The organism is Amycolatopsis sp. cg13, from assembly GCF_041346965.1.
Taxonomy (GTDB): domain Bacteria; phylum Actinomycetota; class Actinomycetes; order Mycobacteriales; family Pseudonocardiaceae; genus Amycolatopsis.
In genome coordinates this window covers 5758833-5774043 of the sequence record NZ_CP166848.1, presented here as the reverse complement: position 1 = coordinate 5774043, position 15211 = coordinate 5758833, and the positions used below count along the sequence as shown (strand labels likewise).

Below are 15211 nucleotides of genomic sequence, written 5' to 3'. Positions count from 1 at the left end.
CCCAACGGCACCCGTCGGATGCCGCTGCCCGACGACCGTCCGCCCGCCCCTTCCGACCGGGCTCAGCCGCGCCGGATCGACCCGCGCGGCGGCGACCCCCGGGAGCCCCGCGACCCACGGGACCGCGCGCCGCGCCGCGTCCCGCCGCCTCCGAACGGCCAGCGCCCGGCCCCGACCAGGGCCGCCATGCCGCCGGTGCGCAGGCCGCCACCGCCGCCCCCGCCGCGGCCGTCCGGTCCGCCGTCGGGCCCGCAGCAACTCCCGCCGTCGGGTCCGCAACCGCTTCCGCCCGGCAACCAGCCGCCCAACCGCGGCCAGCTTCCGCAGCCGACGCCGCCCGCGAACGCGCCGGGCCCGCAGCCGCCGGTGCATCGCGGCCGCGGCCCGCGTCCCGGCGCGCCGGTCCGGCCGTGGCAAGAAGAAGCGATGCGGGACCCGGACGCCACCCGGTTCATCCCGCGCACCGCGGGCGTCCCGCTCGCGGCTCCTTCGCGCTGGCCGACCGCCGACCCGGACGTGCTGCGCCCGTACGACGCGCTGGCCACCCAGGTCATGCCGCGGATCAAGGACGCGCCGCTCGCGCGTCCGTCCGAGGCTCCCGAGCAGCAGAAGGACGAGGGTCCTTCGGTCGCCAAGGCGTCCGGCCGGATGGCGATCGCGTCGCTGATCAGCCGCATCACCGGCTTCCTGTGGAAGGTGCTGCTGGTCGCGGCGATCGGCTCCGGGGTCGCGACCGACTCGTTCAACGTCGCGAACACGATGCCGAACATCATCTTCGAACTGCTGCTCGGCGGCGTGCTCACCAGTGTGGTGGTGCCGCTGCTGGTGCGTTCGCAAGACGACCCGGACCACGGGCAGGCCTACGCGCAGCGGCTGCTGACCACCGGCGTCACCGTGCTGTTCATCGGCACCGTGATCGCAGTGATCGCGGCACCGGCGTTCACATCGCTGTACATCGATTCGTCCGGCCACGCGAGCGCGGGCCTGACTACTGCGTTCGCCTACCTGCTGCTGCCGGAGATCTTCTTCTACGGCGTGTTCGCGCTGGTCTCGGCGATGCTGAACGCCAAGCACGTGTTCGGGCCGACCGCGTGGGCCCCGGTGATCAACAACCTGGTGGTCATCTTCACCATCCTCGTGGTGTGGCTGATGCCGGGTTCGATCGACACCGACCACCCGGCGATCACCGATCCGAAGGTGCTCACGCTGGGTCTCGGCGTCACCGGCGGCATCGCCGCGCAGGCGCTCATGCTGATCCCGCCGCTGCTGCGGTCGGGCTTCCGCCCGCGCTGGCGCTGGGGCCTGGACAGCCGGATGAAGGAGTTCGGCGGGCTGGCCCTGTGGGTCGTCGGCTACGTCGCGGTCAGCCAGGTCGGCCTCACCATCACCACCCGCGTGCTCACCAAGGGCACCTCGGGCGGCGTCACCGCTTACAACTACGCGTGGCTGCTGTTCCAACTGCCCTACGGAGTGCTCGGCGTCTCGCTGCTCACCGCGATCATGCCGCGATTGAGCCGCGCGGCCGCCGACGGCGACACGAAGAAGCTGGTCAGCGACCTGTCCTACGCCTCGCGGATCTCGACGGTCACCCTCGTGCCGATCTCCGCGGTGATGACGATCGTCGGCACGTCGATGGGCGTCGCGCTGTTCGCGATGGGCAAGGGACGGCTCGAGGACGCCGAGCGGATGGGCCAGGCGCTGGCGATCACGGCGTTCGCGCTGCTGCCGTATGCGCTGGTCATGCTGCAGATGCGCGTGTTCTACGCGATGAAGGACGCGCGCACGCCTACGTTGATCATGATCGTGATGACCGTGGTCAAGGTGCCGCTGCTGTTCCTGTGCCCGGTGCTGCTGAACGCGGAGAACGTCGTGCTCGGCGTGATGATGGTCAACGCGCTGACTTATGTGATCGGCGCGATGCTAGGCCAGGTGTGGCTGTGGGTGACGCTCGGCAACCTGCGCAGCAAGCGGGTGATCGGGGTGATCCTGTTCACCGTTGTGGCGAGCGTCCTCGGAGTGGGGGCCGCCTGGGTCGTGGGCCTGATCGTGCCCTCGTCGCTGAGCCCGGTTCCGCACGCCTGGATCAAGCTCATCCTGCAGGGAATCGTCGGGATCGTGGTCTCGTTCGGGGTGCTCATGGCGCTGAAGGTCGAGGAGTTGAAGCCCGTAACATCGAGGTTCACCCGATTGATCAAGCGCGGGTAACGATTGATTCACGACTCACGACGCTTCTACGGCTGATGATCCGGGTACCCTCGGTGCCGGGAGCGAAGCGGGAGAGAGCGTGGACACGAGACGAAGCGAGCAGGCGGGGGACGCCGCGGGCATTCGCGCCCGGGGCGGATCGCTCGCGCCCGGACGCGTCGTAGGCGACGGCCGGTATCGCCTGCTTGCCCAGTTCGGGGTGGACGAACGAGCCGCCGCGCACCTGTGGCGGGCGCGAGACGGGCAGCTCAAACGAGACGTCGCACTGACCTTGCTGGTCGGCGATCCGGCGGATCCGGAAGCGGCCCGGCAGGCCCGGCGCACGCTGGAGCGGGCCGCGCACGCGTCGAAGTTCGGGCACGGCGGCGTCGCCCGGGTGCTGGACGTGCTCAGCCTCGGCAGCGGGGTCACCTCGAGCGAGGGTTTGCTCGGCGTCGTGGTGGCGGAGTGGACCAAGGGCAGCGACCTGGTGGACCTGGTCGCGCAGCGCCCGGTGGCCCCCGCCGCGGCCGCGCGCATGGTGCAGGCGCTCGCCGAAGCGGTCGACCACGCCCACCAGAACGGTCTCGTCCTCGGCCTCGACCACCCGCAGCGGCTGCGGCTCACGCCGGGCGGCGCGCTGAAGCTCGCTTTCCCCGGCCCGCTGCCCGAAGCCACTCTCCGCGACGACGTCAAGGCGCTCGGCGCGGTGCTGTATCTGCTGCTCACTGGACGCTGGGCGCTGCCGGGCGGACCGCCCGCGATCCCCGCGGCGCCGCTCACCCCGCAGGGGCACGTCGTGCCGCCGCGGTCGCTGGTGCCCGCGGTGCCGCCGGAGCTGTCTTCGCTGGCCGTGCGCACGATCGAGGACGGCGGCAGCGGCGGGATCCGCACCAGCTCGGCCATCCTGCGCGTGCTCGGCCAGGTCGCCGAGCAGGAGGAACGCACCCAGCTGATCAACGCGGTCGGCAAGGACGAGGCCGCGGCCGAGACCGACGGCACGATCTGGACCACGAAGAAACCGGTGAAGGACGTCGCGCGGCGGCGGAAGCTGGCCTTCGGCGTCACCGTGCTGGTGGTCGCCACCGTGGTGATCCTCGCGTGGGGCGGGCTGATGCTGATCAACCTGTTCCAGGGCGATGGCAAGCCGACCGGTCCCGCGATCAACGTCGCGGCACCGCCGAGTTCAGCTCCGGCCAAACCGGGCAACCAGGCGCCGCCGCCGGGGAACCAGCCGCCCGCGGCGCCGAAGATCGGCGACCCGGTGGCCCCGAAGTCGGCGTCGCTCTACAACCCGCAGGGCTCCGGCGACAACCCGGGCCGGGCGAAGAACACGATCGACGGCGACCCGGGCACGATCTGGAAGACCGACCAGTACCAGCAGCAGCTGCCCGCGCTGAAGCCCGGCGTCGGGATCGCGGTCCAGTTCGACGACCCGGTGAACCTCGCGCAGGTGAAGATCAGCGCGGACAGCCCGGGCACGAAGGTCGAGATCCGGTCGGCGGACAGCAAGAACCCGCAGCTCGACGACACCAAGGTGGTCGGAAGCGGCGACCTGAACGGGCCGGACACCACGATCACCCTGCAGCAGCCGACGCAAAGCCAGTACTTCATCGTCTGGATCACCCAGCTGGGCGACAACGGCGGCAACGGCTTCGTGAGCCAGATCGGAGAACTGAGCTTCCTGCCTGCGGCGTGAGCTGCGAGCACGACTCAGTAGGCTCTGCCGGGTGACGGCTGCAGCTCCCACGGATGCGGATCTGATCGCGGCACACGCCGCGGGCGATCCGCATGCGTTCAGTGAACTGGTCCGGCGGCATCGAGACCGCATGTGGGCGGTAGCGCTGCGCACGCTGCGCGATCCGGAAGAGGCGGCGGACGCGCTGCAGGAGGCGTTCATCTCGGCTTTCCGCGCGGCGGGCAAGTTCCGCGCGGAGTCGCAGGTCACGACCTGGCTGCACCGGATCGTGGTGAACGCGTGCCTCGACCGGATCCGGCGACGCCAGGCCCGCCCGACCGTTCCGCTTCCCGAGACCGGGGAGTTCAACGAACCCGCCGCGCCCGGCGATTCGATGGCGGAGAAGGAAACGAGCCTGCTGGTCCGCAAGGCGCTCGACGAGCTGCCCGAAGACCAGCGCGCGCCGATCCTGCTCGTCGACGTCGAGGGCTATTCCGTGGCCGAGACGGCGAAAATGCTCGGCATCGCCGAGGGCACGGTCAAGAGCCGATGCGCGCGCGGGCGGGGAAAACTCGCGAAGGTTCTCGGGCATCTGCGGAACCCGGACGGGGGTGGCGACGTCCCAACTAACGAAAGCAAACGCAAGCACGCCACTTCGGAGGGGTCCCGGAGTGCCGGGCGAGCCCAGCGCTCGCCGGGGAACGGGGAGGGACGATGACGGACGAGAGCCGGGGGGCAGGCGGAACCATCGGGCCGCCCTGGTCTGTCGACCTGCTCGCCGACCTCCACGCCGGGGTCCTCGACGACCAGGAAGCAGCACAGCTCTGGCCGCGGGTGAACGCGGATCCGGAGGCGCGCGCGATCATCGAGGCCCTCGAAGCGACCACCGCGGACCTGTCCGCGCTCGCCGCGGAACCGGCCCCGCCGATGCCCGCGGAGTTCGCGGCCAGGCTCGACGCCGCGCTCGCCGCGGAGTCGGCGGCCCGGCAGGAGGCCACGTTTCCGGCGGCCGCACCACAGCCCGCACCACAAGCTGAGCAGCCGGTCGCGCCGGTGGTGGACCTGTCGGCGGCGCGGAAACGGCGGAACCGGCAGCTCGGCTGGGGCGCGGGGATCCTGACCGCCGCCGCGGCCGCCGCGGTGGCCATCACGCTGACCGTTCCCGGTGCGACCAAGTCGGACACGTCCGGCGTCGCCGCGCCCGCACCGTCCGCGGTGGGCGGCCCGTCCGTCGGCAGCGACGGCAGCGGGGCGGAATCGCTGCTTGGCGGCGGTCTCGGCGTGCGGAACTACGGCCCGCTGCAGGACTCGCAACGGTTCGACGCGTGCGTCACCGCGGCGGGCATGGACCCGAACGTGCGGCCGGAAGGCGTGCGGCCGGTGACCGTCGGGGGCAAGCCGGGCGTGGTGGCGATTTACACCACCGGCAAGCTCGCGCAGTTCCGGCTGGTCGCGTTCGGCGCGGACTGCGGGCCGGGCAACGCGGACAAGCTGTTTGACAAGGTGGTCGGCAAGAAGTAGCGGCCCGGACGTAGCGGGCGTCACCGCCGGGAACACCTCCACCTACGATCGTGTTGAGCCTGGAGCACAGGTCATGACGAGCGGAGGGTTGACGGGTGGCTGCCGAGGAAATCAGGAACCTGATCGTCGTCGGGTCGGGTCCTGCCGGTTACACCGCAGCGGTCTACGCGGCGCGCGCACAGCTCGAACCGCTGGTGTTCGAGGGCACGCAGTTCGGCGGCGCGCTGATGACGACCACCGAGGTCGAGAACTTCCCGGGCTTCCGCGACGGGATCCAGGGTCCGGACCTGATGGAGGAGATGCGCAAGCAGGCCGAGCGTTTCAGCGCCGAACTGCGTGCGGAGGACGTCGAGTCGCTTGAGCTGACCGGCGACGTGAAGTACGTCGTCGCGAACGGCAAGCGCTACGCCGCTCGCGCTGTTGTGCTGGCCATGGGCGCGGCCGCGCGGTACCTGAAGGTGCCGGGCGAGCAGGAGCTGCTCGGCCGCGGCGTGTCCGCCTGTGCGACCTGCGACGGTTTCTTCTTCCGCGACCACGACATCGCGGTGGCCGGCGGCGGCGACTCGGCGATGGAGGAGGCGACCTTCCTGACGAAGTTCGCCAAGTCCGTGACGATCGTGCACCGCCGCGACGAGTTCCGGGCGTCGAAGATCATGCTCGAGCGCGCTCGCGCGAACGAGAAGATCAAGTGGCAGCTGAACTCGCAGATCACCGGGGTCGAGGGCGACGGGACGGTGTCCGGCCTGAAGGTGCGCGACACGCAGTCCGGCGAGGAGAAGACGCTCGACGTGACCGGGTTCTTCGTCGCGATCGGCCACGACCCGCGCAGCGAGCTGGTGCGCGGCCAGGTGGACGTGGACGAGGACGGCTACGTGCTCACCCAGGGCCGCACGTCCTACACGAACGTGCCCGGCGTGTTCGCCGCCGGAGACTTGGTGGACCGCACTTACCGGCAGGCGATCACCGCGGCCGGCTCCGGCTGCAGCGCGGCGATCGACGCGGAACGATGGCTCGCGGAGCACGGCGAGTCCGAGGCGCACGAGGCACCGGAACTGGTCGGCGGCGGTTACGGCGCCGGCGAGCACTGACTTTCCCACCGAGTTGAAGGAGCAAGCGATGTCCGAACCCGTGAAGGTGACCGACAAGTCGTTCGTGGACGACGTCCTCACCAGCGAGAAGCCCGTTCTCGTCGACTTCTGGGCGACCTGGTGCGGGCCGTGCAAGATGGTCGCCCCGGTGCTCGAGGAGATCGCCAAGGAAAACGGCGACAAGATCACCGTCGCGAAGCTCGACATCGACGAGAACCCGAACACGGCGCGTGACTACCAGGTGATGTCGATTCCGACGCTGATCCTGTTCCAGGGCGGCAAGCCGGTGAAACAGATCGTGGGCGCGAAGCCGAAGGCCGCGCTGCTGTCCGATCTCGCCGACGTGCTCTGAGCCGGTCCACCTGCTGAGAACCCGGGCCAGCGGCGATCGACTCGCCGGTCCGGGTTCTCGCACGTTCGGGAACCACCCGCACGGGGGTGTGCGCGCAGGTGCACTCGGCGTGTCCGCAGAGGCACCGGGCACCCCTGCCGGGGCGCACCGACCGGGCCTGCGTCCTTACCGAGAGTTCACAGGGCACAATAGGTGCCTGGGTACACCCCTACCCGGGTTTCTGTTTCGCATCGAGCCGGTTTCGGTGCCTGAGGAAGAGCGAGGAGTGCATGCGGGTACTCCGCCGCGGTGACGCCGGTCCCGACGTCGCCGAGATCAGGTCGATCCTTGCCGGGATGGATCTGCTCCCGCCGGTGGCGGGGACCGAGCGGTACAACACGTTCGACGTCGCGGTGGAGCAGGCCGTGCGCGCGTTCCAGCAGCGCCGCGGGCTCATCACCGACGGCGTAGTGGGCCAGGCGACGTACCAGGCGCTCAAGGGCGCCAGCTATCACCTCGGGAGCCGCCCGCTCCAGTACCTTTTGTCGTCGCCGGTGAACGGCGACGACGTTTTCACTCTTCAGGAGCGGCTCACCGAGCTGGGCTTCGACGCGGGGCGCCCGGACGGCTACTTCGGTCCGCAGACCGAGCGCGCCCTGCGCACGTTCCAGCGCGACATGCGCCTGACGTCGGACGGCATTTGCGGCCCGGCCACCATCCGCGAACTGCACCGCCTGTCGTCGCCGCGCGCCCGTGGCGGCCGCCCGGTCTTCCTGCGCGAGCAGGAGCAGGTGCGCCAGGCAGGCCCGCGCCTGCGCGGCAAGCGCATCGTGATCGACCCGGGCCACGGCGGCGAGGATCTTGGTGTCGTCGCCGGCGGCCTGCGCGAAGCGGACATCGCCTGGGATCTGGCGCGCCGGCTCGAAGGCCGGATGCAGGCCACCGGCATGGAAGCCCTGATCAGCCGAGGCCCGAACCACAGCCCGACGGACTTCGAACGAGCCCGTTTCGCCAACGACGCCGGCGCGGACCTGTTCCTGTCGCTGCACAGCGACGGCAACCCGTCGCCGCGCGCCCAGGGCGTGGCGAGCTTCCACTTCGGCACCGGCAACGGCACGACGTCCACCGTCGGCGAACTGCTGGCCGGCTTCATCCAGCGCGAGGTCGCCGCCCGCACTGGCCTGCTGGACTGCCGCACGCACTACAAGACGTGGGAAATCTTCACCCGCACGCGCTGCCCAGCCGTCCGAGTGGAAATCGGCTACCTGACCAACCCGGACGACGCCGCCCGCCTGGGCGACCCCGCCTTCCGCGACGTCGTGGCCGAAGGCATCCTCATCGCTGTGAAGCGCCTCTACCTCCTCGGCGAGGGCGACCAGCCGACCGGCACCTTCACCTTCGCCGACGTCCTGGCCCACGAACTCGCGAAGGCCGAATAGCGCCCTCTCTGTAGTTGGACCTCGGCCCCGTCTTGCGCCCTGAGTCGCCCTGAACCGGCCTTTCCCCGCCGAATACCGCCAGGGCCCCATCCAGCACGCCCCAACCGGCTCGTGCCCGTCTCAGCCCTCTCCCGTTTACCCGTGCTGACCCAACCTCACCTCAGCCAACCACTACCCACAGTCACCACCAGCCGCCTCGCCCCCGGACCGGCACTCCCCAGCCCCACCCCGCCACTTGGCCCCCGCTCCGCACACCACCAACCGCGTCCCCGACACCTAACAACCGGAGCCACCCCACCACTTAACCGGCGCCACAAGAACTTGCGCCCAGCCGTCGCAGCCGCCACCACACCTGGTGGCAGCCCCCACCCTCACCGGGGGGCGTCCCCAGATCCATTCTATCCATCCACAGCTTTTCCACGGCCTCTATCTGCAATCTGTGGATAACTCGGGGGTTCTTCCACAGTTGTGCACAGGTACCGGGAGTGGGTGTTTCCGCGGCGATCCCGAGGTGGTATGGGCGCGTCAAGCCGAGGCGGACCGCGTTCGGGAGCGGAGCGAATCGGCGGGGGATCGGGCGTGGGCTGACCTCGGTTGATGCTGTTCAGACGGGTTCGGGATGGGGCGATCGCGGCACTCGGAGCGAGGGGTGGAAGTCCCGGGGAAGCTCGGCGGGAAGCCGGAGGCATCGGGCGATCAGCACGGAGAGTGACCGCAAACCCGGGGCGGGGCCGAGAGTTACGCAACCCGGCGGGCTAGCCAAGCGGGTTGTTCATGGTGGGTGCCAGCAAGGTCATTCTGGCTGATCTGAACGGGCCCGAAACGGCGTAAGCGAGACGAAGGTCAGGCGCGGCCGAGGCTCGGTTCCGCGGTCGTGATCGTCACCTGGCCGAGCAGCCGTTCCAGGGCCGCTTCGACGTCTTCCTTCCAGGTGATCGCCGAGCGCAGTTCCAGGCGCAGTCGCGGGTACTTCGGGTGCGGGCGCACCGTTTTGAAGCCCACGCTCTGCAGGAACGCCGCGGGCAGCACGCACGAGTGCTGGCCGAGCGGGTCCTCGTCGTCGGGGGTGGCGTCGCCGAAGGCTTCGATCGCGCGGACGCCCCGTTTGGTCAGATCTTTCGCCACGGCCTGCACCAGCATCCGGCCGAGGCCGCCGCCGCGGAATTCCGGCAGGACCTGGAAGGCGGTGAGCAGGACGGCGTCAGCGCTGGGCGGCGACGTCGGGAAAGCGAGCGAGCGGGGCACCGCGTTCGGCGGGGCGTACAGCACGAACCCGACCGGCAGCGTGTCGCTGTAGACGATGCGGCCGCAGGAACCCCATTCCAGCAGCACGCTGGACACCCAGGCTTCCTTTTCGACCTCGGTGGAGCCGTACTCCTCGGCTTGCGCCTTCAGGTGCGGCGCGAGCTCCCAGTACACGCACTGCCGGCAGTTCTTGGGCAGGTGCTCGAGATTGTCCAGGGTGACGCCCACCACGCGACGTGACACCTGAAACCTCCCTGGACCCCGCAACTCCGGCCTCAGCGCCCGCAAGAGCGCAGGCAGCACCGGAAGAACCTCCCCGAGGATAGGCCGATGTGACAAGCGCCGGAAGAGCGGGGAGCCGGAAGAGGCCGCGGTTACACTCGATGGATCTACCAGCAGGTACCCACCGAGCCCTCAGGTGTCCGATGACCGAGAACCGCCCAGCCAAGCCGCAGACCGGCCGCCACAATCTCGACCCTCATCTCGACCGGTACGCGGCACGTACCGCGGGGATGACCGCATCCGAGATCCGCGCGCTTTTCGCAGTGGCAAGCCGGCCGGAGGTCGTCTCCCTCGCCGGTGGCATGCCGAACCTCGCCGCGCTGCCGCTCGACACGCTCTCGGCTCAGGTCGGCGAGATCATCGCCGAGGAGGGGCTCGTCGCCCTGCAGTACGGGTCCGCGCACGGAGTTCCGGCGCTGCGGGACCAGATCTGCGAAATCATGGCTCTCGAGGGCATCAAGGCGCACCCCGACGACGTCGTGGTCACCGTCGGTTCCCAGATGGGCCTCGACATGGTGACCCGGCTCTTCTGCGACCCTGGCGACGTCGTGATCGCCGAAGGCCCGTCGTATGTCGGCGCGCTCGGGTCGTTTTCCGCGTACCAGGCGAATGTCGTGCACGTCGCGATGGACGAGCACGGTCTCGTGCCCGAGGGGTTGCGAGAAGCCTTGCGCCAGGCCGAAAAAGCCGGGCAGCGGGTCAAATTCCTTTACACGATCCCGAATTTCCACAACCCGGCCGGCGTTACCCTTTCCGTGCAGCGGCGTCCGGAGATCGTCGAGATCTGCCGCGAGCACGGCGTCCTGATCATCGAGGACAACCCGTACGGCCTGCTCGGTTTCGATGGCCAGACCTACCCGGCGCTGCGCTCGCTCGACCCGGACAACGTCGTGTACCTCGGTTCCTTCTCCAAGACGTTCGCCTCCGGGCTGCGCGTCGGCTGGGTGCTCGCGCCGCACGCGGTGCGCGAAAAGCTTGTGCTGGCAGCGGAATCCGCGACGCTGTGCCCGCCGACCTTCAACCAGATGATCGTCTCGCGCTATCTCGCGACGCACGATTGGAAGGGCCAGATCAAGAAGTTCCGGGAGAACTACCGCGAACGCCGCGACGCGATGTTGTCGGCGCTGCAACAGTATCTGCCGCCCGGCTGCTCCTGGACCAACCCCGACGGCGGCTTCTACGTGTGGGTCACCGTGCCGGAAGGCGTTGACACCAAAGCGATGTTGCCGCGCGCGGTCACCGCTCGGGTGGCGTATGCGTCCGGCACCGGTTTCTACGCCGACGGTTTCGGCTCCCGCCAGATGCGGCTGTCGTACTGCTACCCGACGCCGGAGCGCATCCGGGAAGGCGTGCGCCGCCTCGCCGCGGTGCTCGAGTCCGAAATGGACCTCAGCCGCACCTTCGGTAGCGTGAAGGCGCGCACCATCCCGGGGCCCGAGACCCCGTCTCCGGACACGGTCTGACCGGCCCTGCAACACTAAGGAGTTCCCACGGTGGTCGACCGTACCGTTGCCGTGCTCGCCGGCGGGCTTTCCCACGAACGCGACGTTTCGCTTCGCTCCGGGCGCAGGCTGTCCGCCGCGCTGCGGGCCGAGGGCCTCACGGTGGAGGAGTGGGACACCGACGCCGGGCTGCTGGAACGGCTGCGCACGCAGCGTCCGGACGCGGTTGTCGTCGCCTTGCACGGCGGCGAGGGCGAGAACGGCTCGGTGCAGACCGTGCTGGAGATGCTCGACGTGCCGTTCGTCGGCACCCACTCGCAGGGCTGCCGCCGGGCTTGGGACAAGCCGACCGCGAAGGCGTTCGTGCAGCAGGCCGGGTTCTCCACGCCGGACTGGATTGTGTTGCCGCACAGCACTTTCCGCGAACTGGGTGCCCAGTCGGTGCTCGACGCGATGGTCGAGCGGCTCGGTCTTCCGCTGATCCTCAAGCCGGATCAGGGCGGGTCCGCGCTCGGCACGCAGGTGGTCCGGGAGGCTTCCGAGCTGCCCGCGGCGATGGTCGGCTGCTTCGCCTACGGCGACACCGTGCTCGCGGAACGGTTCGTAGACGGCGTTGAAGTGGCCGTCACGGTCATCGAAGGGGAGAACGGGGCTGAGGCCCTGCCCGCGGTGGAGATCGTGCCGGAGAGCGGCGTCTACGACTACACCGCGCGCTACACCGCCGGTCTCACCGACTTCTTCACCCCGGCGCGGATTTCCGACGAAGCCGCGAAGGCGGTCGGTGAACTCGCCGTCGGCGCGCACCGGTGGCTCGGGCTGCGCGACATCTCGCGCACCGACGCGGTGATCACGCCGGACGGGGGAGTCCACTTCCTCGAAGTGAACCTCTCGCCGGGTCTCACCGAAACCTCGACGGTGCCGATGGCCGTCGAAGCCGCCGGCACCACCCTCGGTTCGGTTTTCGCGGACCTCGTCGCGCGCGCCGTCGCCCGCGCGAACTGAAAACCTGGCGGACGGGGGCGGGCGGCGGTCTGCCGCCCCTCCCCGCGCCGGTCGATTCCGGCGGCCACTCCGGGTGACCATGGCCGCCTCGATCCGCAATCATCACCGTGACGAAACGACCCTGGGTGATCCCTAATCGGTTTCGTCGGTCTGATTCGCCGATTTTTCCCCGGAATTCGCGTCGATGATCCCGACGATCCGCTCGAGGTCGTCGACCGACCCGAACTCGAGAACGATGCGTCCCTTGCGCCGGCCGAGGTCGACCTTCACCCGGGTGTCGAACCGATCGGACAGCCGGTTCGCGAGTTCCTGCAATCCGGGTGCCTGAATCGGCTTGCGGGGAGCGGCCTTCGGCTTGGCCGGCTTCTCGCTCTTCTTCAGCGTGACGGCTTCCTCGGTGGCGCGCACCGACATGCCCTCCGCGACGATCCGCGCCGCCAGTTCTTCCTGGCTTTCCGGATCCTCCAGCGACAGCAGCGCCCGCGCGTGCCCGGCGGACAGGACGCCCGCGGCCACCCGCCGCTGCACGGCGAGGGGGAGTTTGAGCAGCCGGATGGTGTTCGTGATGACCGGACGGCTGCGGCCGATGCGGCTCGCCAGCTCCTCGTGCGTCACCGCGAACTCGTCCAGCAGCTGCTGGTAAGCCGCCGCCTCTTCGAGCGGGTTCAGCTGCACGCGGTGGATGTTCTCCAGCAACGCGTCCCGCAGCATCGACTCGTCAGCGGTCTGCCGCACGATCGCGGGAATCGCCTCGAGCTCCGCCTGCTGCGAGGCGCGCAGCCGACGTTCGCCCATGACGAGTTCGTACTCGTCGTCGCCGAGTTCGCGGACGACGATCGGCTGCATGAGCCCGAACTCGCGGATCGAATGCTCGAGTTCGGCGAGTGCTTCCTCGTCGAAAACCTGGCGAGGCTGCTTCGGGTTCGGCTTGACCGAGCTGACCGGGATCTCGCGGTACACCGCGCCGGCGACCTCGCCGCCCGCGACCGGCTGACCCGCGGCACCGTTCGCCGCGAACCAGCCCTTGTCCTCGCGCACCGCTTTCTCCGCGGGCGTGGCTGCCTCGGTCGCGGCCGGAGGAGGCGTCGCCGGTCCGGTCGGGATCAGGGCCGCCAGCCCGCGGCCGAGCCCTCCTCTGCGCTCAGTCATGTGGTGCTGCTCCTCTCGTTCACACCCCGCTCGGCGATCTCCTTCGCCGCGTCGAGATAGCTCATGGCACCACGTGAACCGGGGTCGTAGGCGAGGACGGTCTGGCCGTAGCCGGGTGCCTCGGACACCTTCACGCTGCGCGGGATGACGGTCTTCAGCACCGTGTCGCCGAAGTGGTTGCGGACCTCGTTGGTCACCTGATCGGCCAGCTTGGTGCGACCGTCGTACATGGTGAGCAGAATCGTCGACACGCTGAGTTCGCGGTTGAGGTGCTGCTGCACGAGTTCGATGTTGCTGAGGAGCTGCCCGAGACCTTCGAGCGCGTAGTACTCGCACTGGATCGGGATGAGCACTTCCTGCGCCGCCACCATCGCGTTGACGGTGAGGAGACCGAGCGACGGCGGGCAGTCAATGAAGACGTAGTCGACGCCGATCTCGTCGAGCGCCCCGGACGACAGCGCCTCCTTGAGCCGCGTCTCGCGGTTCGCCATGGAGACAAGTTCGATCTCGGCACCGGCGAGGTCGATCGTCGCGGGCACGCAGTAGAGGTTGGGGGACTGCTCGCTCTGCTGCGCGGCCTCGGCGATCGAGACCTCGCCGATGAGCACCTCGTAGATCGAGGGCGTCCCGGAGCGGTGGTCGATGTCGAGCGCGGTGCTGGCGTTGCCCTGCGGGTCGAGGTCGATCACCAACGTTTTCAGTCCGTGTACGGCGAGCGCCGCGGCCAGGTTGACGGTGCTCGTCGTCTTGCCGACCCCGCCCTTCTGGTTGGCGACGGTCAGCACCCGGCGGCGAGAGGGGCGGGGGAGCACCCCTTCCTTGGGGTGGAGCACGCTCGCGGCGCGAACGGCTTCTTCAGCGATCGGCGTCCAGCCCATCTCCTGGCTGGCCTCCGCGGAGTCGGACGGCGGGGGATTCACCGGTCTCGACACCTCCTCCTGGTAGACGATTCGGGGGCGTTCACACCGCGATGTTTCACGTGGAACGGCGCGGCTCTTGTCGTTCGCTAGCTCCGTCTGCCGCGTGGCCGGTTCGGCTTCGGCGGCAGGCGACGGATCAGGACCACCGTGCTGGGGACTTCGAGTACTGCCTTCCCGCATTCAGCGACCTGTGGTTCGGCACCACCGGCCTTGCGCACCGCGTCGCGGTCACGGGAGATCTCTTCAGCGGCGCTGGCACCTTTGAGGGCAACCAGTCGACCTTCGGGACGAACCAGGGGAAGGCACCAGCCCGCGAGCCGAGCGAGGGGAGCGACCGCGCGAGCGGTGACGACGTCTGCGCCACTCAGCTGCTCGCGTACGGACCGCTCCTCGGCGCGTCCACGGACGATGGTGATCGGGAGTTCCAGCTTCTCGGCGACCTCGGCCAACCAGTCAACCCGGCGAGCCATGGGTTCCAAGAGCACGATATCGAGGTCCGGTCGAGCGATCGCCAGCGGTACTCCCGGAAGCCCAGCACCCGACCCGACGTCGACCACACGCGCCTCGGACGGGATCTGCTCACCGATCACCGCGGAGTTCAGCACGTGCCGCTCCCACAGCCGGTCCACCTCACGCGGACCGATCAACCCTCGCTCGACCCCATGAGTCGCCAGCAGCTCCACGTACCCGGCGGCTTGCTCGACGCGCTCCCCGAACACCTCCACCGCCGCGGTCCGGACCGTCCCGGTGGCGCCGTCCAAGCTCACTACTCCCACTCCTCGCTCCGCGCGTTTCACGTGAAACGCGCTCGGTTGATTGTCCCTGATGCCGACGCCAAATCGAGCCGACAGACCGCAACTGTGGACAACTCCACTCGAGTCGCCGAGCGATCCACAGGTCGTTTCACGTGAAACGCGGTGAGCCGGGTGA

General features: G+C 69.5%; 13 protein-coding genes. 9 read left to right on the top strand and 4 right to left on the bottom strand.

Annotation, left to right across the window (positions count from 1 at the left end):
- Positions 1-426: 426 nt before the first annotated feature.
- From murJ to AB5I40_RS26800, 7 genes are all read left to right on the top strand, one after another.
- Positions 427-2205 (top strand): murein biosynthesis integral membrane protein MurJ, encoded by a 1779-nt coding sequence (gene murJ / locus AB5I40_RS26830; protein ID WP_370932772.1) that lies wholly within the window; start codon positions 427-429, stop codon positions 2203-2205.
- A 79-nt stretch (positions 2206-2284) separates the two neighbouring features.
- Positions 2285-3883, top strand: a complete 1599-nt coding sequence (locus tag AB5I40_RS26825; RefSeq protein WP_370932771.1) for a hypothetical protein — start codon at positions 2285-2287, stop codon at positions 3881-3883.
- Between the two features lie 31 nt (positions 3884-3914).
- Positions 3915-4580 carry an RNA polymerase sigma factor SigM gene (gene sigM, locus AB5I40_RS26820; RefSeq protein WP_370932770.1) on the top strand — a complete coding sequence of 222 codons (666 nt, stop codon included), beginning with the start codon at positions 3915-3917 and terminating at the stop codon, positions 4578-4580.
- Positions 4577-5383 (top strand): hypothetical protein, encoded by an 807-nt coding sequence (locus AB5I40_RS26815; RefSeq protein ID WP_370932769.1) that lies wholly within the window; start codon positions 4577-4579, stop codon positions 5381-5383. Before sigM ends, AB5I40_RS26815 begins: the two co-directional genes overlap by 4 nt.
- A 95-nt stretch (positions 5384-5478) precedes the next feature.
- Positions 5479-6471, top strand: coding sequence for a thioredoxin-disulfide reductase (trxB, locus tag AB5I40_RS26810; protein WP_370932768.1), 993 nt, complete (start codon positions 5479-5481; stop codon positions 6469-6471).
- Between the two features lie 28 nt (positions 6472-6499).
- Positions 6500-6823 (top strand): thioredoxin, encoded by a 324-nt coding sequence (trxA, locus tag AB5I40_RS26805; RefSeq protein ID WP_009085330.1) that lies wholly within the window; start codon positions 6500-6502, stop codon positions 6821-6823.
- A gap of 269 nt (positions 6824-7092) precedes the next feature.
- Positions 7093-8241, top strand: coding sequence for an N-acetylmuramoyl-L-alanine amidase (locus AB5I40_RS26800; protein ID WP_370932767.1), 1149 nt, complete (start codon positions 7093-7095; stop codon positions 8239-8241).
- Positions 8242-9084: 843 nt separating this feature from the next.
- Here AB5I40_RS26800 and AB5I40_RS26795 read toward each other — a convergent pair.
- The gene (locus AB5I40_RS26795; protein WP_370932766.1) at positions 9085-9729 is read right to left on the bottom strand and encodes a GNAT family N-acetyltransferase; all 645 of its coding nucleotides are present in this window, start codon (positions 9727-9729) and stop codon (positions 9085-9087) included.
- Between the two features lie 182 nt (positions 9730-9911).
- Between AB5I40_RS26795 and AB5I40_RS26790 the strand changes: the two genes are divergently transcribed.
- Together AB5I40_RS26790 and AB5I40_RS26785 are read left to right on the top strand one after the other, a co-directional pair.
- Positions 9912-11231, top strand: a complete 1320-nt coding sequence (locus AB5I40_RS26790) for a PLP-dependent aminotransferase family protein (RefSeq protein ID WP_370932765.1) — start codon at positions 9912-9914, stop codon at positions 11229-11231.
- A gap of 30 nt (positions 11232-11261) precedes the next feature.
- Positions 11262-12212, top strand: a complete 951-nt coding sequence (locus AB5I40_RS26785) for a D-alanine--D-alanine ligase (RefSeq protein ID WP_037363542.1) — start codon at positions 11262-11264, stop codon at positions 12210-12212.
- 132 nt (positions 12213-12344) lie between these two features.
- Here AB5I40_RS26785 and AB5I40_RS26780 read toward each other — a convergent pair whose 3' ends face one another.
- The 3 genes from AB5I40_RS26780 to rsmG all read right to left on the bottom strand — a co-directional run bounded on the left by AB5I40_RS26780 (position 12345) and on the right by rsmG (position 15048).
- On the bottom strand, positions 12345-13361 hold the full coding sequence (locus tag AB5I40_RS26780) for a ParB/RepB/Spo0J family partition protein (RefSeq protein ID WP_370932764.1): 1017 nt from the start codon (positions 13359-13361) through the stop codon (positions 12345-12347).
- Entirely contained in the window at positions 13358-14281 is a 924-nt protein-coding gene (locus AB5I40_RS26775) for a ParA family protein (RefSeq protein ID WP_304504531.1), read from the bottom strand. The genes AB5I40_RS26780 and AB5I40_RS26775 overlap by 4 nt, the downstream gene beginning before the upstream one ends.
- An 86-nt stretch (positions 14282-14367) precedes the next feature.
- Entirely contained in the window at positions 14368-15048 is a 681-nt protein-coding gene (rsmG, locus tag AB5I40_RS26770; RefSeq protein ID WP_037809131.1) for a 16S rRNA (guanine(527)-N(7))-methyltransferase RsmG, read from the bottom strand.
- Positions 15049-15211 lie beyond the last annotated feature (163 nt).